The sequence below is a fragment of the Nocardioides humi genome (assembly GCF_006494775.1).
GTDB classification, from domain to species: Bacteria; Actinomycetota; Actinomycetes; order Propionibacteriales; family Nocardioidaceae; genus Nocardioides; species Nocardioides humi.
This window is the reverse complement of sequence record NZ_CP041146.1, coordinates 4,615,226-4,636,436: the sequence shown is the minus strand read 5'-3', so window position 1 is coordinate 4,636,436 and position 21,211 is coordinate 4,615,226. Positions and strand designations below refer to the sequence as shown.

Annotated in this window: 16 protein-coding genes and 1 pseudogene; 1 reads left to right on the top strand and 16 read right to left on the bottom strand. The window is 72.6% G+C overall.

Annotated elements, in window-relative coordinates; all coding sequences use genetic code 11:
• Positions 1 to 2: 2 nt before the first annotated feature.
• The 9 genes from FIV44_RS22415 to FIV44_RS22375 form a co-directional block, all read right to left on the bottom strand.
• The gene (locus FIV44_RS22415; RefSeq protein WP_141006376.1) at positions 3 to 860 is read right to left on the bottom strand and encodes an FAD binding domain-containing protein; all 858 of its coding nucleotides are present in this window, start codon (positions 858 to 860) and stop codon (positions 3 to 5) included.
• On the bottom strand, positions 857 to 3,313 hold the full coding sequence (locus FIV44_RS22410) for a xanthine dehydrogenase family protein molybdopterin-binding subunit (RefSeq protein ID WP_141006375.1): 2,457 nt from the start codon (positions 3,311 to 3,313) through the stop codon (positions 857 to 859). Before FIV44_RS22410 ends, FIV44_RS22415 begins: the two co-directional genes overlap by 4 nt.
• Complete coding sequence (locus FIV44_RS22405; RefSeq protein ID WP_141006374.1) at positions 3,310 to 3,798, bottom strand: (2Fe-2S)-binding protein; 489 nt, start codon at positions 3,796 to 3,798, stop codon at positions 3,310 to 3,312. The genes FIV44_RS22410 and FIV44_RS22405 overlap by 4 nt, the downstream gene beginning before the upstream one ends.
• 212 nt (positions 3,799 to 4,010) lie before the next feature.
• Positions 4,011 to 5,117 carry a barbiturase gene (bar, locus tag FIV44_RS22400; RefSeq protein ID WP_141006373.1) on the bottom strand — a complete coding sequence of 369 codons (1,107 nt, stop codon included), beginning with the start codon at positions 5,115 to 5,117 and terminating at the stop codon, positions 4,011 to 4,013.
• 22 nt (positions 5,118 to 5,139) lie between these two features.
• The gene (locus FIV44_RS22395) at positions 5,140 to 6,075 is read right to left on the bottom strand and encodes a carbamate kinase (protein ID WP_141006372.1); all 936 of its coding nucleotides are present in this window, start codon (positions 6,073 to 6,075) and stop codon (positions 5,140 to 5,142) included.
• 91 nt (positions 6,076 to 6,166) lie between these two features.
• A complete protein-coding gene (locus FIV44_RS22390; protein WP_141006371.1) occupies positions 6,167 to 6,907 on the bottom strand; it encodes an SDR family oxidoreductase in 741 nt (246 codons plus the stop codon).
• Positions 6,908 to 6,923: 16 nt separating this feature from the next.
• Positions 6,924 to 8,927 carry a hydantoinase B/oxoprolinase family protein gene (locus tag FIV44_RS22385; RefSeq protein WP_141006370.1) on the bottom strand — a complete coding sequence of 668 codons (2,004 nt, stop codon included), beginning with the start codon at positions 8,925 to 8,927 and terminating at the stop codon, positions 6,924 to 6,926.
• Between the two features lies 1 nt (position 8,928).
• On the bottom strand, positions 8,929 to 11,007 hold the full coding sequence (locus tag FIV44_RS22380; protein ID WP_141006369.1) for a hydantoinase/oxoprolinase family protein: 2,079 nt from the start codon (positions 11,005 to 11,007) through the stop codon (positions 8,929 to 8,931).
• Positions 11,008 to 11,095: 88 nt separating this feature from the next.
• Positions 11,096 to 12,040 (bottom strand): AraC family transcriptional regulator, encoded by a 945-nt coding sequence (locus FIV44_RS22375; RefSeq protein WP_141006368.1) that lies wholly within the window; start codon positions 12,038 to 12,040, stop codon positions 11,096 to 11,098.
• Between the two features lie 82 nt (positions 12,041 to 12,122).
• On the opposite strand from FIV44_RS22375, the gene FIV44_RS22370 reads away from it, so the two are divergent.
• Positions 12,123 to 12,581 (top strand): anthrone oxygenase family protein, encoded by a 459-nt coding sequence (locus tag FIV44_RS22370; RefSeq protein WP_141006367.1) that lies wholly within the window; start codon positions 12,123 to 12,125, stop codon positions 12,579 to 12,581.
• A 5-nt stretch (positions 12,582 to 12,586) separates the two neighbouring features.
• On the opposite strand, the gene FIV44_RS22365 is transcribed toward FIV44_RS22370, so the two are convergent.
• The 7 genes and pseudogenes from FIV44_RS22365 to FIV44_RS22335 form a co-directional block, all read right to left on the bottom strand.
• On the bottom strand, positions 12,587 to 13,981 hold the full coding sequence (locus tag FIV44_RS22365; RefSeq protein WP_141006366.1) for an amidase: 1,395 nt from the start codon (positions 13,979 to 13,981) through the stop codon (positions 12,587 to 12,589).
• On the bottom strand, positions 13,978 to 14,544 hold the full coding sequence (locus FIV44_RS22360) for an SRPBCC family protein (protein ID WP_246086559.1): 567 nt from the start codon (positions 14,542 to 14,544) through the stop codon (positions 13,978 to 13,980). Before FIV44_RS22360 ends, FIV44_RS22365 begins: the two co-directional genes overlap by 4 nt.
• Before the next feature lie 118 nt (positions 14,545 to 14,662).
• Positions 14,663 to 16,990: pseudogene (cutA, locus tag FIV44_RS22355) on the bottom strand (aerobic carbon-monoxide dehydrogenase large subunit); the annotation flags it as partial.
• Positions 16,991 to 17,001: 11 nt separating this feature from the next.
• Positions 17,002 to 17,499 (bottom strand): (2Fe-2S)-binding protein, encoded by a 498-nt coding sequence (locus FIV44_RS22350; RefSeq protein ID WP_141006364.1) that lies wholly within the window; start codon positions 17,497 to 17,499, stop codon positions 17,002 to 17,004.
• Entirely contained in the window at positions 17,496 to 18,371 is an 876-nt protein-coding gene (locus FIV44_RS22345; protein WP_141006363.1) for an FAD binding domain-containing protein, read from the bottom strand. Before FIV44_RS22345 ends, FIV44_RS22350 begins: the two co-directional genes overlap by 4 nt.
• On the bottom strand, positions 18,368 to 19,729 hold the full coding sequence (locus FIV44_RS22340) for a uracil-xanthine permease family protein (protein ID WP_219996138.1): 1,362 nt from the start codon (positions 19,727 to 19,729) through the stop codon (positions 18,368 to 18,370). The genes FIV44_RS22345 and FIV44_RS22340 overlap by 4 nt, the downstream gene beginning before the upstream one ends.
• Positions 19,730 to 19,921: 192 nt before the next feature.
• Positions 19,922 to 21,151, bottom strand: a complete 1,230-nt coding sequence (locus FIV44_RS22335; RefSeq protein WP_141006362.1) for a PucR family transcriptional regulator — start codon at positions 21,149 to 21,151, stop codon at positions 19,922 to 19,924.
• Between the last annotated feature and the right edge of the window lie 60 nt (positions 21,152 to 21,211).

Sequence of the window (21,211 nt, the reverse complement as noted above, 5' to 3'; positions counted from 1 at the left end):
GATCAGCCCCTGCCCGCCGCCGCGAGCACGGCCCGCCGGGTGAGCACGGTCGCGAGGTGCCGGCGGTAGTCGGCGTCGCCGTTGAGGTCGCTGGGCGGGCTCGTACCCTCGGCGGCCAGCGCGGCGGCCGCCGCCACGCCCTCCTCCGTCGCCGGTACGCCGGCCAGCGCGGCCTCCGCCGCCCGCGCCCGGACCGGCGTCGAGCCCATGTTGGTGAGGCCGATCCGCGCCTCGGCGATGGCGTCGCCGTCGAGCCGGACCGCCGCCGCGACCGCGACGATCGGCCACTGGTGGGCGATCCGGACGAACTTCTCGTACGCCGCCCCCCAGCCGTCGTACTTGGGGACGTGGACGGCGACCAGGATCTCGTCGTCGGAGATCGCGGTCTCGAACAGGTCGACGAAGAAGTCGGCCGCGGCGATCTCCCGGGTGCCGCCCGGGCCCTGGACGACGAAGGTGGCGTCGAGGGCGAGCGCCGGCGCCCCGAGGTCGCCGGCCGGGTCGGCGTGGGCGAGGGCACCGCCGAAGGTGCCGCGGTGGCGCACCTGCGCGTCGGCGAGATGGGTGATCGCCTTGCTGATCAGCAGCGCGTGCTCGTGCACGAGCGGGTCCTGCCCGACGTCGTGGTGCGTGGTCATCGCGCCGATGGCGAGGTGGTCGCCGGCGTCGCGTACGCCGCGCAGCGCGTCGATCCGGCCGAGGTCGATCACCCACTCCGGGGCGTTGAGCCGCATCCGGAGCACCGGCAGCAGGCTCTGGCCGCCGGCGATGATCTTGGCGTCGTCGCCGTGCTCGGCGAGCGCGGCCAGCGCCTCCTCGACCGAGGTCGGCGCGACGTACTCGAAGGCTGCGGGGATCACTGGGCTGCTCCTTCCGACTCGTCGAAGTGGGGGGCGGCGGCGCCGGTGGTCTCCCCGCCGGGCGAGCCGTCCCGGATCGCGCGCCAGACCCGCTCCGGGGTGCAGGGCATCTGCACGTCGTGGACGCCGTAGGGGCGCAGCGCGTCGACGACCGCGTTGACGACCGCCGGCGTGGACGCGATCGTACCGGCCTCGCCGACCCCCTTGGTGCCCAGGGAGTTGGTCGTGGACGGCGAGGTGGTGTGGTCGAGCTCGAAGCTGATCGTGTCGGCCGCGGTGGGCAGCAGGTAGTCGACGAACGAGCCGGTCACGAGGGTGCCGTTCTCGTCGTACACCGCCTCCTCCCACAGCGCCTGCGCGATGCCCTGGACCAGCCCGCCGTGCACCTGCCCGGACACGATGAGGGGGTTGATGACGATTCCGATGTCGTCGCAGCAGACGTACCGGCGCAGCCGCACCTGCCCGGTCTCGGTGTCGACCTCGACCGCGCACAGGTGGGTGCCGTGGGGGTAGTTGAAGTTGACGGGGTCGTAGGTCGCCTCCGCGTCGAGCGACGCCTCCACCCCGTCGGGCAGGTTGTGCGCCGCGAAGACGGCGGTCGCGATCTCGGTGATCGCCATGCCGGCGTCGGTGCCGCGGACGGTGAAGCGCCCGTCCGTGAACTCCAGGTCGTCGGCGGACGCCTCGAGCAGGTGCGCCGCGACCGGCCGCGCCTTCTCGATCACCTTGTCGACGGCCCGCACCAGGGCCTCGCCGCCGACCACCAGGCTGCGGGAGCCGTAGGTGTCCAGGCCCTTGTGGGAGACCTGGGTGTCGCCGTGCAGGATCTCGACGTCCTCGAAGGGCACGCCGAGCCGGTCGGCCACGATCTGGCTGAACGCGGTCTCGTGCCCCTGCCCGTGGGCGGAGGCGCCGGTGACGATCTCGACCTTGCCGGTCGGCAGCATCCGCACCTCGGCGTGCTCCCAGCCGCCGGCGCCGTAGTTGAGCTGCCCGAGGACCCGCGACGGCGCCAGGCCGCACATCTCGGTGAAGGTCGAGACGCCCAGGCCGAGCTGGACCTTGTCGCCGCGGGCCCGGCGCTCGGCCTGCTCGGCGCGGAGGGCGTCGTACCCGAACATCTCCTTGGCCCGCGCGGTGGCGGCCTCGTAGTTGCCGGAGTCGTACTCCAGCCCGGCGACCGTGGTGAACGGGAACTCCTCGTGCGTGATCCAGTTCCGCTCCCGGATCTCGAGCGGGTCGACGCCGACCTCGGCGGCGAGCTCGTCCATCAGCCGCTCGACGGCGAAGGTGGCCTCCGGCCGGCCGGCACCGCGGTAGGCGTCGGTCCAGGTCTTGTTGGTGAGGACGTTGGTGGTCTGGAACTGGTAGGCCGGGAACTTGTAGATCGCGTTGAACATGAACGCCCCGAGCACCGGGACGCCGCCGCCGACGATCGCGACGTACGCGCCGAGGTCGGCGAGCAGGTCGACCTTGAGGCCGGTGACGTGGCCGTCCCTCGTCGCCGCGAGGGTGAGCCGCTGCCACTGGTCGCGGCCGTGGTGGGCGGTGAGCAGCGACTCGCTGCGGGTCTCGGTGAACTTCACCGGCTTCCCGAGCCGGCGGGCCACGGCGAAGGCGATCATCTCCTCCGGCGTCTGCTGGAGCTTGCCGCCGAAGCCGCCGCCGACGTCAGGCGCGATCACCCGGATCTTGGACTCCGGTACGCCGGTCGTGGCGGCCAGCGCGAACCGCAGGATGTGCGGGATCTGGGTCGCCGACCACACGGTGATCTGCTCGCCGGTGGGGTCGACCACGACGCTGCGCGGCTCCATGAACGCGGGGATCAGCCGCTGCTGGCGGTACTCCCGCTCGATCACGATGCCGTTCTCACGGGCCTCCGCGATCGCGGCCTCCACGTCGCCGCCGGTGCCCGCCTCGGCGGAGTCGAAGCGCCACACGGCGCTGACGTTGGTGCCGAGGTCGGGGTGGGCGATCGCGCCGCCCGTCTCGTGGGCGGTGGCCGCCTCCTTGAGGTCGAGGGCGGCTGGCAGCTCCTCGTAGTCGACCTCGACCAGCTCAGCCGCATCGCGCGCCTCGGCGGCGCTGCGGGCGACGACGACGGCGACGGTCTCGCCGGCGAACGCGACCCGGTCGGTCGGCATCGGCACGTGGGCGGGGGTCACCTGGTCGGTGACCACGGGCCAGGCGTTGATGCACACGCCCTGGCCCTCGCCGAGGTCGGCGCCGGTGTAGACGGCGACGACATTGGGGCTCTGCCTGGCCGGTTCCGCGTCGATGCCGGTGATCCGGGCGTGCGGGAACGGGCTGCGCACCATCGCCAGGTGCAGCATGCCCGGGAGCGTGATGTTGTCGGTCCACCGCGTGCGGCCGGTGATCAGGCGCTGGTCCTCCTTGCGCCGGCGGTCGCGGCCGATCTCCTGCTGCGCCGCGGGCTCCTGGGTCGCGGTCATGCCGTCACCTCCTCGCCGGCGGTCGTCGTACCGGCGGCGTGCTGCACGGCCCGGACGATGTTGTGGTAGCCGGTGCAGCGACAGAGATTGCCCTCGAGGCCGAGCCGGATCGCCTCCTCCGACGGGCTGGGGTTCTCGGCGAGCAGGTCGACGGTCTGCATGATCATGCCGGGCGTGCAGAACCCGCACTGCAGGCCGTGGCACTCGCGGAAGGCCTCCTGTACGGGGTGCAGCCCGCCGTCCTCGCCGGCCAGTCCCTCGATTGTGGTGACCGCAGCCCCGTCGGCCTGCACGGCCAGCACGTTGCAGGACTTCACGCTCCTGCCGTCGAGGTGGACCGTGCAGGCGCCGCAGTTGCTGGTGTCGCAACCGACGACGGTGCCGGTCTTGCCGAGCTTCTCCCGCAGGTACTGCACGAGCAGCATCCGGGGTTCGACGTCGTCGGCGACCCGCTGGCCGTCGACGGTGAGGCTGATCCGGGTCATGACGCTCCCAAGGGCCGAGGGATCTGTGACCCGGTTCACACTAGGGACGTCTGGTTGGTGCCCGGTTGGCGCGACCCGGCGCATCCTTACCCGCCAGAGACGCTGACCCGGCGCGTCCTTACCTCGCTCAAGGTAAGGATGCGCCGGGTCAGCGCGAAATCTGGGCCACGATGCGCCGGGTCAGCGCGATTTCCGGGTCAGCTTGTGCCGGGTCAGCCCAGGTCGACGATGGCGGCGACGGGACCGCCGCCCTCCGGGCCCTGGTGGGCGGCGGAGACGGAGACGAAGACGGCCGGGTCACCGGTGACCGCGGCGGTGACGCCGCCGACGCAGGACTTGATCTGGCGGTGCCAGTGCACGTCGGAGTCGTCGAGCATGGCGTTGCGGCGGCCGCGGACCTCGCCGTTCTGGGAGGCCTCGCACTTGAGGAAGACGTTGACCAGGCGGCCGTCGAGGTCGGAGGTGTGCGGGCGCTCGGGCAGGTCGAGGCCGGCGTCCTTGATGGCGTTCCAGATGCCGTCGGCGTCGAGCGCGTCGTTCATGACCGAGTGGCCGATCCGGTAGCGGCCGCCGACGCCCTTCGCGTTGCCGACGACGACGATCTGGGCCTGGTCGAGCTCGACGCCGGAGGAGCAGGAGGCGACCGAGGAGTAGAGGTCGCGGTTCTTCATGACGTCCGCGTCGGTCGGCATCTCGATCTCGCCGAGGGCGACCGCGATGCCGAGGCCGGTGACGCCGTTGGAGAGGTCCATCGACTCGTGGGTGTGCTCGGTCCAGACCTCCTTGCCGCGGCTGTGCGCGTCGCGGATGGTGTGGATGGTGAGCAGCGGCGTCTTGGTCTGGACGTAGTGGACGTCCGCCGGGTCGGTGATGCCGGCGCGCTCCATGGCCACCTTCACGCCCGCGGCGACCTTCTCGATCATCGCGACGTACCCGATCTCCTCGGGCAGGATCGGCTCGCTCATCGCGAAGCCGACGGTGAGGCGCTGCTCCTCGCGGCTCGGGTCGTCCTCGGCGACGTCGACCGTCGCGAAGATCGTGGCATGGGGGCTGATCACGCCGTCGGTGCCGCCCGACCAGACGATCGGGACCTGCTTGACCTGGTCGGCCGGGGCGCCCTTCTCCACGAGCACCTCGCGGAAGGCGCGGTCGGCGATGATCCGGGTGTAGTCGTTCACCCCGCCGTTGCCCTCGGTCTTGCCGATGATCGCGATGACGCGGTCGGCCTTGAAGACGCCCTCGTCGATGAGCTTGGCGAGCTCGGAGGCGTCGGCGACGGAGTGGATCGGGACCTTGCGGACCTCGATGGCAGAAGGCATGGTCAGGTTCCTTTCGGGTTCTTCAGTTGGGGGTGACGATCGTTCCGGCGCGGCCGTCGGCGGCCGCGAGGATGCTGCCGAGGTCGGTGATCACGCCGCGCCGGCCGGACTCCGCGACGAAGCGGCAGACCGCGTCGACCTTGGGGCCCATCGAGCCGCCGGCGAAGTGGCCCTCGGCGGCGTAGGACCTCATCTGGTCGAGCGTGACCTCGCCGATGTCGCGGGCCTCGGGCGTGCCGAAGCCCAGGACGGCGTGCGCGACGTCGGTGGCGATGACGAGGAGGTCGACCTCGATCGCCTGGGCGAGCAGCGCCGCGCCCAGGTCCTTGTCGATGACCGCCTCGACGCCCGCGAGGGTGCCGTCGGGACGGCGTACGGTGGGGATCCCGCCACCGCCGTTGGCGATGACGACGAACCCGGCCTCGACCAGGGCGACCGCGGCCGGCGCGTCGAGGACCTCCAGCGGCTCGGGCGAGGCGACCATCCGCCGCCACCCGCGCTCGCCGCGGTCCTCCCAGGTCTCGCCGTGCTCGATCATCGTGCGCGCCTCGTCGGCGGGCAGGTAGCGGCCGACCGGCTTGCTCGGCTTCGCGAACGCGGGATCCGCCGCGTCCACGCGGGTCCGGGTGACCAGGGCTGCCGACGGCCGCGCGACGCCGCGAGCGGCGAGCGCGCCGTCGAGGGCGTTCATCAGGATGTCGCCGAGGGTGCCCTGGGTCTGGGCGCCGCACCAGTCCAGCGGGACCGGAGGTACGACGGTCGCGGCCAGCTCGTTCTTGACCAGCAGGTTGCCGACCTGCGGCCCGTTCCCGTGGGTGATCACGACGTCGACCCCCGCGGCGACCAGGTCGGCCACGGCCTCCATCGCCTCGGTCGCGGCCGCGATCTGGTCCTCCGGGCGGGCCTTGCCGTCCGGAGACGTCATCGCGTTGCCGCCGAGCGCCAGCAGGATCCTCATGCTGCGAACCTAGTGAGCCCGATCACCGTCGTTCATCGTGAGGAACAGCCAACGTGGCCGGAGAAGGCTGGCAACACCTGCCAGCGGCCGCTCACCGTGCGAGATCCCGGGCCAGCACCTGCTCGACCGAGGCGGGCGCCCGGTCCAGCAGGGCGCGCAGCGGCACGCCGCCGGTGGGCAGGCCGTGCGCGTCGTAGTAGTCGAACATCGCGCGCAGCCAGGGATGCACGTCGTCGCCGGCGGGCACCCGCCGGGCGGCGACGCCGGCCGCGGCGGCGACGTCGGCGACGCTCACCAGCGCCGGCCCACCGAGCTCGTACGTCGCCCCGGCGTGCTCGCCGCCGGTCAGCACCACCGCGGTCGCCGCGGCGACGTCCTGGAGGTCGACCATCCCGAAGAGGGTGTCGACGGCGTAGGGCACCTCGACCACGCCGGACGGCCGGGCGGAGCGCACGGCGGGCAACAGGTTCTGCACGTACGCGCAGGGCTGCAGGATCGTCCAGGCCAGGCCGGAGCGGCGGACCAGGTCCTCCGAGACGGCCTTGCCGAGGTGATGCGGCATGGCCGGGGCGTAGGGCGAGGCCACCGAGTGGTAGCCGACCCGGCCGACGCCGGCCTCGGCCGCGGCGGCCAGCACCGCGGCGACGTACGACGGTTCGTCGGGGTGCAGGTTGGGGGCGATCACGTGGACGGCGTCGGCGCCGGCCAGGGCGGCCGGGAGGTCGTCGAACGCGGCCCGGCCCAGCGGGCGCGTCGCCACACCCGTCCGGGCCAGGGCCGCGCCGACGGCACGGCCGGTCTTGCCGGATCCCCCGAGGATCGCGACCTTCACGGCGTTCCCCTGATCCTCAGAGCACGTCCACCGCGGCCGCGGCGGCGCCGCCCGACAGGGTGCTGTAGCCGGGTCCCCGGTCGAAGAAGACGTCGTCCTCGACGGGTGCCGGGCGGCCGGCCCGCTCGGTCGCGGTCGCCGCGGCGTCGTACCCGAGGGTGTCGTCGTCGAGCGACCCGGTGAGGACCACGCCGTAGTCGGCGAGCGCGGCCTCCGGGGAGACCTTGCGCCACACGACGTCCCGGACGACGAGCTCCGGGTCGCGCGCGAGCGGGTCGCCCCAGCCGCCGCCGCCGGTGGTGCGGATCCGGATGGTCTCCCCCGCCACGACCGGCTCGGCGTCCGCGAGGGCGTCGACCTCGCGCTCGTTCGGGCCGCCCGGGTCGACGGTGACCTGGAACGGCTTGCCGGCCTTGCCGCCCTTGACGCCCCAGCAGGCGAGGATCGAGCGGTCGGCGATGGACATGAAGTGGGCGTCCTTGAGCATCCGGATGTGCTTCTCGTAGCCCAGGCCGCCGCGGAACCGACCGGCGCCGCCGGAGTCCATCGCGAGGCTCAGCGACTCGACCACGAACGGGAAGCGCGACTCGGTGAACTCCGTGGGCAGGTTCCGCGAGTCCGGGACGACGTGGATGGTGTCCTCGCCGTCGGCGTAGTAGCGGCCGCCGGAGCCGCCGCCGAGCACCTCGCGCATGAGGTACGAGCGGCCCTCGAGGTCCTCGCCGTAGACGCCGGTGTAGCGGATCGTCTCCTGGTCGGCGGGCATCCGGCCGTCGACCGCCTTGGCGATCACGCCGGCCAGGACGCCGAGCAGCCGCAGGATGACGAAGGTCCGGGCGTTGGTCGGCGCCGGGAAGATCGGCGTCAGCAGCGTGCCCTTCTCCGGGAAGCGCATCTCGATCAGCGGTACGACGCCCTCGTTGACGTCGAGCTCGGCCATCCGCTCCGGGGTGTCGGCGAGGTTGCGCAGGATCGGCGCCAGCCACTTCTTGAGGAAGACGCCGTCGGAGTAGTCGCCGCAGTGGTTGATCGGGCCCTTGGCCTGCGGACCGGTGCCCGCGAAGTCCAGGATCAGCCGCTCGCCCTCGGGGTCCTCGGCCGCGGTCCGGGTGAGGGTGATCCGCTGCGTGTGCAGCTGCGGGTCGTCGACGCCGTCGTGCTCGGCGTAGTCCTCCCAGGTCCAGGTGCCGACCGGGATCTTCGAGAGGATCTCGCGCCGGTAGGTCTCGGTGGACCGGTCGATGACGGCGTCGAAGCAGGCCTCGACGGTCTCGACGCCGTAGCGGTCGAAGAGCTCGCCCAGGCGGCGCGCGCCCATCAGGCAGGCCGAGCACTCGGCGTCCAGGTCGGCCGCGAGCGACTCGGGCATCCGCGAGTTGCGGGTCATGATCGTCAGCGCCGCGCGGTTGGGCACACCGGCGTCCCACAGCTTGATCGGAGGTACGGCGAGGCCCTCCTCGAACACGCTGGTGGCATGCGAGGGCATCGATCCCGGCACCGCGCCGCCGATGTCGTCGTGGTGGCCGAAGGCCTGGATGAACGCGACGACGCGGCGCTCCCCCTCCGGGCCGGCGAACACCGGGACGGTGACGCACAGGTCGGGGAGGTGGCCGATGCCGCCCTCGGAGAGGTAGACGTCGTTGTGGAAGAAGACGTCGCCCTCCTGCATCTCCTCGATCGGGAAGTCCCGGGCGACCGGGTGCACGAGCGCGGAGTACGAGCGGCCGGTGAGCTTGCGCAGCAGCCGGTCGTGGATGCCCGCACGGAAGTCGTGCGCGTCGCGGATCATCGGGCTCCGCGAGGTGCGCGCGATGGCGGTCTCGACCTCGTGCTCGACGGCCGCGAGCGAGCCCTGGACGATCTCGACGAGCACCGGGTCGGCGCTGCGGCCGGCGTCCTCGGTCAGCGTGCCGAAGGGGAACTGGGTCGGCGCGCGGTGCGAGGTGATGTCACCGTCGTGGGTGAAGGTGCGGGGCGCGGCGGGGTTCTGGACAGAGACGGTCTGGCAGCTCAGGCACATGTCAGCTCTCCTCCGAGCGCGTCACGATGATGTTGGCGTAGTCGTCGACCCGGGCGGTGAAGCCGGGGTGGATGGGCACGGTCGAGCCGAACTCCTCGATGATCACCGGGCCGGTGAGCACCTGGCCGGCGGGCAGGTCGGGGCGCCAGAAGACCGGCGTCTCGACGTACCCGGCGTCGGCGTCGAAGCAGACCGAGCGCGACCCCGTGGACTGGGGCTCCGGCCGCTCCGCGTCCGCGCGGAGGATCTCCGGCCGCTTGATCGGGCCGACGCCGGAGACGCGGAGGTTGACCACCTCGACCTGCTGCGAGGCGTCGCCGGAGAAGTCGTAGCCGTAGAGCACCCGGTGCTCGGCGTGGAAGCGGTCGGCGACCGCGGTCAGCGTGTCCGCGGTGACCGGGCCGTCCGGTACGCCGACCCGCACCTCGAAGGCCTGGCCGAAGTAGCGCACGTCGGCGGTCCGCACGAAGACGTGGTCGGCCTCCGCGAAGCCCTCCTTGCTCAGCGCCTCCGCGGCGCGAGCGGTGAGCACGTCGTACTCCCGCTGCAGGTCGGCCGGGTCCAGGTTCTCCTGGAGCGCGACGTGGGTCTGCACGTAGTCGTTCTTCACGTCGACGGTGAGCAGGCCGAAGGCCGAGACGTTGCCGGGGTTCGGCGGGACGAGCACGGTCGGGACGTTGAGGATGTCCATCAGCCGGCACAGCAGCAGCGAGCCGGAGCCGCCGAAGGTGGTGAGGGTGAAGTCGCGGACGTCGAGGCCGCGCTTGACGGTGACCTGGCGCAGCGCGTTCGCCTGGTTCCACGCGGAGATCTCCAGGATGCCGGTGGCGCAGGCCTCGGCGGAGATGCCGAGCTTGCCGGCCAGCTGCTGGATCGCCGCGCTGGCCGCGTCGACGTCGAGCGGGATCTCGCCGCCGAGCAGGTGGGGAGGGATCCGGCCGAGGAAGACGTGGGCGTCGGTGATGGTGACCTCCGTGCCGCCCTTGCGGTAGCAGATCGGGCCCGGGTCGGCGCCGGCCGAGTGGGGGCCGACCTTGAGGGTGCCCTCGGGCGAGAGCCACGCGATCGAGCCGCCGCCCGCGCCGACGGTGACGACGTCGATCATGGGGATCTTGGACGGGTAGACGCCGACGCTGCCCTCGGTGGTCAGCGTCGGGTCGCCGTCGATGACGACGGAGACGTCGGTCGACGTGCCGCCGCCGTCGGAGGTGAGGACCTTGTCGAAGCCGGCGACCTTGGCGATCAGCGCCGCGCCCAGCGCGCCGGCGGCGGGACCGGACAGGACGGTGGTGATCGGCTGGTGCACGACCTCGTCGGCCGAGAGCACGCCGCCGTTGGACTTCATGACGTAGAACGGGATGGTGCGGCCGCTCTGGGTGGCGAGGCGGTCCTTGATGTTGGTGACGTAGCGGCTCAGCTTCGGCTTCACCGCGGCGTCGACCAGCGTGGTCATCGAGCGCTCGTACTCGCGGTACTCGCGCAGCACCTCGCTGGAGATGGACACGACCGCGTCGGGGTGCTCCTCGGCGAGGATCTCGCGCATCCGCTCCTCGTGCGCCGGGTTGGCGTAGGCGTGCAGGAAGCAGACGCCCAGCGTGTCGATCCCCTTGTCCTTGAACCAGCGGGCGGTACGCCGGGCGGCGTCCTCGTCGAAGGGGCGGATCTCCTCGCCGGTGAAGTCCAGCCGGCCGCCGACGCCCTTGACCAGGTCGCGCGGGACGATCCGGTCCGGCTTCACCCAGAAGTAGGAGTTGCCGTAGCCGTCCGGCACCGACTGCCGGGCGATCTCGAGCATCGCCTCGTAGCCCTCGGTCGTGATGAACCCGAGCGCGTCGACCTTGCCCTCGAGGAGCTGGTTGGTCGCGACCGTGGTGCCGTGGCTGACGGCGACCACGTCGGCGAACTCCGCCCCCGCGATCCCGAGCACCTTGTCGATGCCCGCCAGGAACCCGTCGGCCGGGTTCCCCGGCGTGCTGGGGGTCTTGGTGGTGACGACCTCCCCGCTGTCCTCGTCGAAGGCGACGACGTCGGTGAACGTGCCGCCCGTGTCGATGCCGATCCTGATCCGCCTCGCAGTCATGGCTCACATTCAAGTGAGCCGCGTCGCTTCGCACGACGGCATCATCTGCCGAGGGATGTGCCGGTCGTGGGCAGATGTTGCCTGCCGCCTACGACGGGAGCCGTGCGCGCTGCCGGTAGCCGCTCGGGCTGACGCCGTACTCGCGCTTGAACGCGGTGCTCAGCGCGAACGGTGTGCTGTAGCCGACCTGCCGCGCCACCGTCTCCAGGGTCGCGCCGGGATCGGCGAGCAGGTCGGCCGCGAGGGCCAGCCGCCACCGGGTCAGGAAGGTCATGGGCGGCTCACCGACCAGCCCGGTGAACCGCCGGGCGAGGGCCGCTCGCGACACCAGCGCCCGGCGGGCCAGCTCCGCGACGGTCCACGGACGGGCGGGCTCGCCCTGCATCGCCCGGAGCGCGGGCCCGACGACGGGATCGCCCTGGGCGGCGTACCAGCCCGGCGCGGCGGACTCCGGGCGGGAGAACCAGGCCCGCAGCGCGGCGATCAGCAGCAGGTCGAGCAGCCTGTCGAGCACCGCGTCCTGGCCCGGGGCGGACCGCACGATCTCGGCGTCGAGCAACGGGATCAGCGGGGAGCCGAGCTCGGCCTCGCTCACCACGCACAGCGGCGGCAGCGCCCGGAGCAGGCGACCGCTGACCTCGCCGTCGAGCAGGTAGGACCCGGTGAGCATCACGGTGTCGGGCTCACGGCTGTTGCCCCAGCTGCGGATCCCGAGGTCGTACTCCTCGGTGAGGCGCCGCCCGTCGGGCGCCGAGCACTCCTGCCCGGGCCCGATGATCGCCGTCACCGGCGTCGTCGCGGCGTCGGCCACCGTCCAGTGCTCGGCGCCGCGGGCGATCACCACGTCGCCGGGGTGCAGGGGCAGCGGCGGCGCGCCGTCGGGCAGCGCCCACGCCGTACCGGTCACGATCGCGGTCAGGCTCAGCGGCACCTCGTCGGCGATCCTGATCGCCCACGGGGCGCCCATCAGGCACCGCACGAGGAACGCTCCTCGGGCCCGCGGTCCGTCCAGCAGGGCCGACAACCCGTCCACGGGTCCCCACCGTAGACGATCGCGTATGCCGCTGCGCCGCCGCGCCATGGCCGGACGGCGCCCGTGGCGCTGGGATCGAGACATGAACACGCTTCGATCGGCCGTCCTCGTCGCCGCCACCGTCGCCGCCGGCCTCCAGGCCGGCACGTACTACATCTGGGCGTGCGCGGTCATCCCCGGGGTGGCCCGGACCGACGACCGCACCTTCGTCACCACGCTCAACCACATGAACCACGCCATCGTGAACCCGGTCTTCCTGCTGACCTTCCTCGGCGCGCCGCTGCTCGCGGCCGTCGCCGCCGTGCTGGCCGCGCCGTCGAGCCGGCCCTGGGTCCTCGTCGCGCTGGCCCTCGCCATCGCGACCCTCGTGGTCACCTTCGCGGCGAACATCCCGCTCAACGACGCGCTCGACGCCGACGCGGCCGACCCCGCCGCGGCCCGCGCGGCGTTCGAGACCGCCTGGCAGTGGTGGAACGGGCTGCGGGTGGTCACCGCCACCGGCGCCCTGCTGGCCCTCGCCGGCGCGCTGCTGCGAGCGTGACCGCCTCAGCGCGTGGCCAGCTCCTCGACGGCCAGCGCGACCTCCAGCAGCCGCAGGTCCGCGCCGTGGGGCGCGACCAGCTGGACGCCGACGGGCAGGCCGTCGGACGTGGTGCCGAAGGGCACCGAGATCGCGGGGCAGCCGGTGACGGTGACGAAGTACGCCGAGCGCATCCAGTCGAGGTAGGTCGCCATCGGCTGGCCGTTGATCTCGGTGGGGAACTCCTGGTCCGCCGGGAACGGCGGGACCTGGGAGACCGGCAGCACCAGCACGTCGTGGTCGCCGAAGAACGACCGCATCGTCTCCGAGAGCGCGGTGCGCCGGGTGTAGGCCCGGGCGACGTCGGCGCCGGTCAGGGACTCGCCGGCGCGGATGTTGTCGGCGAGGGACGGCTTGAAGGCGTCGGGATGCGCGGCGAGCAGGGACCCCAGCTTGGCCTGGAAGTGCCAGGCGCGCAGGGTGCGGAAGGTGTCCTCGGCCGGTGCCAGGTCCGGGTACGCCGACGCGACCCGCGCCCCCGCAGCGGCCAGCGACGCACCCGCCTGCTCGACGACCGCCGCGACCTCGTGGTCCACCTCGAGCGCTCCCCCGAGGTCGACGCTGAGCGCGACCCGCAGTCCGGACAGCGAGGCGGCGACCGGGGCGGCGAAGGCCGAGCCGGGATCGCCGAGCGCCTGCGGCGCCCGGGGGTCGGGACCCGCGAGGACGGACAGCAGCAGGGCCAGGTCCCCGACGTTGCGGGCCATCGGTCCGCCGACGGAGGTGGTCTCCCACTGGTTGTAGAGCGGCCACTCGGGGACGCGACCGAGGCTGGGCCGCATGCCGACCACACCGCAGAACGAGGCGGGGTTGCGCAGCGAGCCGCCCATGTCGGAGCCGTCGGCGAGCGGGACCATGCCCGCCGCCAGCGCGCAGGCCGCTCCCCCGCTGGACCCTCCCGCGGAGCGGGTGGGGTCGACCGGGTTGAGGGTGGTGCCGAAGACCTTGTTGAAGGTGTGCGACCCGGCCGCGAACTCCGGCACGTTGGTCTTGCCGATCGTCACGGCGCCGGCGGCCCGGACCCGCTCGACCAGCAGCTCGTCGCGCTCGGGCACGTGGTCGGCGTACAGCGGGGAGCCCCAGGTGGTGCGCCAGCCGGCGACCTGGTGGGTGTCCTTGAACGCGAACGGCAGGCCGTGCAGCGGCCCGACCTGCGTACCCGAGGCGAGCGCCTCGTCGGCGGCCGCCGCGCCCTCGCGGGCGCGCGCCTCGTCGAGCGAGACGATCGCGTTGAGCCGCGGGTTGCGCTCGGCGATCCGGGCCAGGTGGAGGTCGAGCAGCTCGCGTGCGGAGATCTCGCGACGGCGTACGGCGGCCGCCTGGTCGCGCGCGGTGGAGTCGACCGAGAGCGAGGAGCTCATCGGCGGCGGCCCAGCAGCCCGCCCACGATGACGCCGGCGAGCACCAGCGCGCCGCCGACGAGGACGCCGGTGAGGAAGGAGTCCCCGCCGACCGCGACCGACGGGCGGCCGGCGGCCTTCGGCGCGGCCGCGTAGACCGGCGCGCCCTCGGCCGAGACCGACTCCACGGGAGCGCCCGCGGCGGCCTCGGCGGGCAGCCCCTCGGCGATCACCTTCTCGACGTTGCCGAAGAACTCCGCGGCCATCCGGCGCGAGACGCTGGTCAGCATCCGCTGGCCGACGCCGCCGATCATGCCGCCGACCACGGCGTCCGCGTCGTACGACAGGACGGTCTGGCCCTCGGCGCCCGCGAAGGTGACCAGGACCGTCGCGTCGATCGTGCCGGGCGCGCCGGCGCCCTTGAGCCTCATCGTCAGGCCCTCGCCCGGTCGCAGGTCATCGAGCACGCACGACCCCGAGTAGGTGCCCTTGATGGCCGCGACGCCGGCGCTGACGGTCATCGCGTAGGCGTTCTCGCCGGTCGCCTCGAGCTGCTCGCAGCCCGGGATCGTCGCCACCAGCACCCGCGGGTCGAGGATCGCCTCCCAGACCTTCTCGACGGGTGCGCCGATGGTGTTCTGACCGCTGATCTTCACTTCGACTCCTGGGCGACATGGGGGCGTGGGCCGCCCGGAGCGCGAACAGCTCCGACGGCGAGATGGGCATGGCGGTGATGGGCAGCCGCTCGGCGTCCTCGATGGCGGCGGCGAAGGCGGCGGACCCGGGGATCACGCCCGCCTCCCCCGCGCCCTTGATGCCGAGCGGGTTGAGCGGAGACGGGGTCTCCAGGTGGTCGATCTCGATGCTGGTCGGCACCTCGGTGACGTAGGGCATCAGGAAGTCCATGAACGAGGCGTTGAGCAGCTGGCCGGACTCGTCGTAGGCCATCCGCTCGTAGAGCGCGCCGCCGACACCCTGCGCGACGCCGCCGTGGATCTGGCCCTCGACGATCATCGGGTTGATCAGGTGGCCGCAGTCGTGGACGACGGCGTACTGGAGGATCCGGATCTCCGCGGTCTCCACGTCGGTCTCGACGATCACGGCGTGCATGCCGGAGGCGAAGGTCGAGCGCGGCGGCGAGTAGAAGTCCTTGCCCTCCAGGCCCGGCTCGTCGTCCTCGGCGACCGGCGGCTTGCCGGGGTCGCCGACGCTGAACTGGGTGGCGGCCTTGGACGCCTCGTCGAAGGCGTAGCGCAGCGGGTTGGAGAGCACGGCGACGGTGCCGAGCGGGATCGAGCTGTCGGTGCCCTTCACGCTCACCACGCCGTCGACGATCTCGAGGTCGTCGACGTCGGCCTCGAGCGCGTCGGCCGCGATCCGCAGCGCCTTCTCCTTCGCCCGCTTGGCGGCGAGGTGGATCGCGGAGCCGCTCATCACCGCCGCGCGGGAGGCGAAGGTGCCCACGGCGTACGGCATCCGGCGGGTGTCGCCGGTGGTGATCTCGACGTCCTCGAAGCGCACGCCGAGCTCGTCGGCGACGATCTGCGCGAAGGCGGTCTGGTGGCCCTGGCCCTGCGAGGTCAGGCCGGTGGCGACCTTGACCTTGCCGGAGGTCTCGATGTGGACGTGCGCGCCCTCGTACGGGCCGACGCCGGTGCCCTCGACGTAGCAGGCCAGCCCGATGCCGACCCGCTTGCCCTCCGCGGCCCTGGCCTCGCGGAAGTCCTCGAAGTGGTCCCAGTCGACCAGCTCCTTGATCTTCTCGAGCATGGCCGGGTAGTCGCCGGAGTCGTAGGTGAGATCGCGGCCGTCCTGGAAGATCAGCCCGTGCTCGTAGGGGAACTCGTCGGGCTGGATGAAGTTGACGGCCCGCACGTCCGCGCGGTCCTTGCCAAGCTCGGCGGCGATCGCGTCCATCGTCCGCTCCATCACGAAGCAGCCCTGCGGCCGGCCCGCCCCGCGGTAGGGGGTGACGATGACGGTGTTGGTGTAGAGCGAGTCGAACTGCACGTGGTAGGCGCCCGGCTTGTACGGGCCGAGCAGCTGGGTGGAGGTGATGATCGGGACGATCAGGCCGTACGGCGTGTAGGCGCCGTGGTCGTGCCAGAACCGCACGTCCAGCCCGAGCACCCGGCCGTCGTCGTCGAAGCCGACCTCGACGTGGTGCAGCTGCGCGCGCTCGTGGGCCGAGGAGATGAAGTGCTCACGGCGGTCCTCGGTGAACTTCACCGCCCGGCCCAGCCGCTGGGCGGCGAGCGGGACGAGGAGCTCCTCGGGCCACGGGTGGTTGATCTTGACGCCGAAGCCGCCGCCCACGTCGGGTGTGATGACGTCGACCCGGCCGAGGTCGAGGCCGAGCTTGGCGGCGACCGCGGCGCGTACGCCGGTGGAGGTCTGGGTCGAGGACCACACCTGCAGCCGGCCCTGGTCGGGGTCCCAGCGCGCCACGACGCCGCGGCCCTCCATGGGCATGCAGGCGCTGCGCTCGATCTGGAGGTCGAGCTCGAGCCGGTGCGGGGCGGCGGCGATCGCTGCCCTCGCATCGCCATTGGCCTGCTCCATCCGGGCCGCGACGTTGCCGGGCACGTCGTCGTGGACGAGCAGGTCCCCGGCGCGCGCGGCCTCGATGCCGACCACGGCGGGCAGCGGCTCGTACTCGACCACGATCCGCGCGAGGGCGTCCTCGGCGACGTACCGGTCCTCGGCGACGACGAAGGCGACCGCCTCGCCGACGTAGTTGACCTCGTCCCTCGCCAGGGCGTACTGCGTGCGGCCGTGGGTCAGGGTCGGGTGCGGGATGAGCAGCGGCAGCGGCTCGGCCATCGCGCCGTCGAGGTCGTCGTAGGTCCACACGGCGTGGACGCCCTCGAGATCGAGGACGGCGTCCACGTCGATCGAGAGGATCCGTGCGTGGGCGTGGGGGCTGCGGAGCACGGCGGTGTGCAGCGCGTCGGGGGCCACGTCGTCGACGTAGCGCCCGGTGCCGCGCACCAGCCGGTCGTCCTCGACCCGCTGGACCTTCGCGCCCATCATCTTGGTCGTCACGACGCCTCCCCGCTCTCCCGGGCGATCTCGGCGGCACGGCACACGGCCTTGACGATGTTCTGGTAGCCGGTGCAGCGGCACAGGTTGCCGGCGACCATGTCGCGCGCCTCGTCCTCGGTGGGCTCGGGGTTCTCGGCGATGCCGGCGGTGATGGTGGTGAGGAAGCCCGGCGTGCAGAAGCCGCACTGCAGGCCGTGGCACTCGCGGAACGCCTGCTGCACCGGGCCCAGCTCGCCGTCGGGCCGGGCCAGGCCCTCGACGGTGGTGATGTCGTGGCCGGCGGCGGAGACCGCGAACATCAGGCAGCTGCGCATCGGCTGGCCGTCCACGAGGACGGTGCAGGCGCCGCAGACGCCGTGCTCGCAGCCGACGTGGGTGCCGGTGAGGCCGAGATCGTGGCGCAGCGCGTCGGACAGCAGCCGCCGGGCGGGAACGGCGACGTCGCGGTCGGTGCCGTTCACCTTGAGCCGGATCTCGTGCTGGTGCTCGCTCATCGGGTTCCCTCCGCCCGCGCGCGGGCGTCGTCGTGGGCCGCGGTCAGGACCCGCGCGGTCAGCACCGTGGCGAGGTGCGCGCGGTAGTCGGCCGTGGCATGGATGTCGGTCTCGGGGTCGAGCTGCTCGAGCGCGGCCGCGGCCGCGGCGGCCAGGGCGGGGGCGCCGATCGAGCCGCCGAGCGCCTCGGTCAGGTCGACCACGGTCGGGATGTCGGACACCGAGAGGTAGCCGGCCTTCGCGCTGACCACCCGGTCGCCCTCGACGGCGACCACGGCCGCGACCCCGCACATGGCGTAGTCGCCGTGCCGGCGGGCGATCTCCTCGAAGGCGACGCCGCTGCCGGCGGGCAGCGCCGGGAAGAAGGCCTCGACCGCGATCTCGTCGTGGTGGAGGCTGGACTCGAGCGGGCCGACGTACAGCTCCGCCGCCGGGATCGTACGACGACCGCCCGGCCCGGCCGCGTCGAGCGAGCCCTCCAGCAGGCGCAGCACCATCGGCATCTCCGCCGCCGCGTCGGCGTGGACCAGGGAGCCCACGGTGGTGCCGCGGTTGCGGATGGTCGCGTGGGCGACGTTGGCGAGCGCGAGCGGCACGAGCGGCTGCACGCGCGCGACGCCGGGGTCGGCGAGGACCTGCGCGTGCCGCGCGAGCGCCCCGATCCGGACGCCGTCGGCGTCGGCCCGCACGTGCCCGAGGCCGGGCAGGTCGTTGATGTCGACCAGGACCGCCGGCGCGGCCAGCCGCATCGAGAGGAGGGGGACGAGGCTCTGGCCCCCGGCGAGGACCTTGGCCTCCGGGTGCCCGGCCAGGGCCTGGAGGGCTTCCTCCAGGGTCCCCGGCCGGACGTAGTCGAAGGGTGCGGGCTTCACAGCCTCTTGGTCACCTCGCCCGAGCCCAGGTCCGCGTTCCGCCCCTTGACGAGGTGGAAGAAGACGATGACGAGGATGGTGCCGAGGGCGATGCCGCCGAGCTCGAAGTCGTCGGTGACCTTGAGCGTGACGCCGCCGATGCCGGCGATGATGCCGCCGGCGAGGCCGACCATGTTGACCGGGTTGCCGAAGTCGACGTTGTTCTCGACCCAGATCTTGGCGCCGACGAGGCCGATCATGCCGTAGAGCACGACGGTGATGCCGCCGAGGACGCCGCCGGGGGTCGCGTTGACGATCGCCCCGAACTTCGGGCACAGGCCGAGCAGGATCGCCACGGCTCCGGCCACGTAGTAGGCCGCGGTCGAGTAGACCTTGGTGGCACCCATGACGCCGATGTTCTCGGCGTACGTCGTGGTCGGCGAGCCGCCGAAGAGGCTGGCGAACGCGGTCGCGGCGCCGTCGGCGCCGATGGCCCGGCCCATGTACGGGTCGAGGTTCTCGCCGGTCATCTCGGCGACCGCCTTGACGTGACCGGTGTTCTCGGCGATGAGGGCGATGACGCCCGGCAGCACCAGGAGGATGAAGGTCAGCGAGAAGCTCGGGCCGTGCACGACCGAGACGCCGTCGGCGAGGTCGCCGCTCGGGAAGCCGATCCAGTCGGCGGCCTTGACGCCCGCCCAGGAGACGCGGTCGTGCTCGACGGCGTCGGGACCGGTCGGCAGGACCGAGGTGATGGTGCCGAACAGCTTGTCGGCGACGAACGACACGACGTACCCGAACACGAGGGCGAGGAAGACCGCGATCCGCGACCAGAAGCCGGGCAGGAGCACGGCGGCGCAGACCATGAACGCCGCGGTGGCCAGCGCGATCCACTGGTCCTGCGGCCAGTAGACGCCTGCCACGACCGGAGCCAGGTTGAAGCCGATCAGCATGACCACCGCACCGGTGACGGCGGGCGGCAGGAGCTTGTTGATCAGGCCGGAGCCCGCGAAGTGCACCGCGACGCCGACCGCGGCCAGCACGACACCGGCGATGAAGATCGCGCCGGTCACGTCGGCCGAGTCACCGCCCTGCGCACGGATCGCGGCCACACCGGCGACGAACGAGGCGCTGGTGCCGAGGTAGCTCGGCACCTTGTTGTTGCAGATCAGCAGGAAGCCGATCGTGCAGATGCCCGAGAACATGATGGCGAGGTTCGGGTCGAGGCCCATCACGATCGGGAACACGAACGTCGCGCCGAACATGGCGACGACGTGCTGTGCTCCCAGGCCTACGGTCCGACCCCACGGGAGCCGTTGGTGCGGCGCGACCGGTTCGCCGGGCGCCGGGTCGACTACCTCCCACTTGAACATCGACATGCTGAGTCCTCCTGATCTGGGGCTGCTCGTCTGGGGCTGCCGAGACTCACCAACCTATTGAGGGCGAGATCACACCTCACTGGCCACTTTCGCCAAAGGATCCCGGGAGACTGCTGTCGGAAGTTGCCCGCGATTCCGGGCCTGTTCATCAGGCCGTCATCGACCGGGTCACCCGCCGGATCAGCGGCGGGGTCACCGGCTGACGACCTCGAGCACCTTGAGCGCGACCGCGACGTCGAGGCGCAGGTTCTGGTCGGAGGCGACCGGGCCGAGCAGCCGCTCGAGCTTCCCCACCCGGTAGCGCATCGTGTTGTAGTGGAAGAACTGGGTCCGCGCGGCCTCGGCGACGTTGAAGTTGGTGTTGAGCAGGACCTGCAGCGTCTCCCGCAGGGTGATCGCCTCCTCCGTGCTCCCGGCCAGCTCCCCGAGCACGTCGTGGGCGAACGCCCGCAGCTCCTCGGTGTCGGGCACCATCGCGATCAGCCGGTGCAGGCCCAGGTCGTCGAACCAGGTGGTCGTGCTCGGGCCGCGGAACCGGCGGCCCACCTCCAGCGCCCGGCGGGCCTGCGTGTAGCTCTCGGGCAGGCCGGACGGCGCGTCGGCCACCCGGCCGACGCCCGCGGTGAACGGGCGCCGCCCGCCGCCCTTGTCGCCGGCGACGGCGTGCACCAGGCGGCGTACCAGCGCGGTGGCGGCGTCGGCGTCCTGGGCGGGCAGGACCGCCACCACCTCGGAGCCGAAGTCCGCGATCGGGATGGCCTTGTCGACCGCGGCGGCGACCTGGCGCCAGGCGTTCGCGAACCGCTCCTGCCAGTGCCGCCGGTCCTCGATCGACGCCGGCGGCTGGTACGACGGCTGCGGGTCGATCTGCGCGGCCAGCACGATCGTCGGCCCGGTGAGGTCCCAGCCGAAGCCGACGACGTGCTCGCGGACGAACTCGTCGGAGCCGGCGCGGCCCAGGAAGACGTCGCGCAGGAAGTCGCCGCGGTACTTGTTCTCGACCGCGGAGACCGCCTGCTCGCGGGTGATCGAGAGCGACACCGAGGTGGCCGCGCGCCGCAGGGCGACGATCTCCTCCGGGGTCAGGCCCCGCTCGGCGATCGCCACGAGATGCCCGAGCGCCTGGTTGGGCGCGGACAGCGGCTCGCGGTGGACGTGGGCGCCGCTCACCGGCTGGCCCTCGTGGCCGCCGCGGTCGCCCAGCCACTCGACGCGCAGCCGGCCGGTCTCGTCGGTCAGGCCGGCGCCGGTGATCCGCTCGCGCATCGCGTCGTCGATGCGCGCCGCGCGCTCCCGGCCGTCGGTCGTGGTGACGGCGACGTGGACGTCGAGCGCGTCGCCGATCGCGGCGACGAGCTCGCCGAGGTCGGCGCCCGCCAGCACCAGCTGGGCGAGCGACTCGGCGAGGTCCTCCACATCCATGACGCCATCGTGCGCGACACCGCCCTGTGCGGTGGCTATCAACTCTTGCCCGACTTCTGA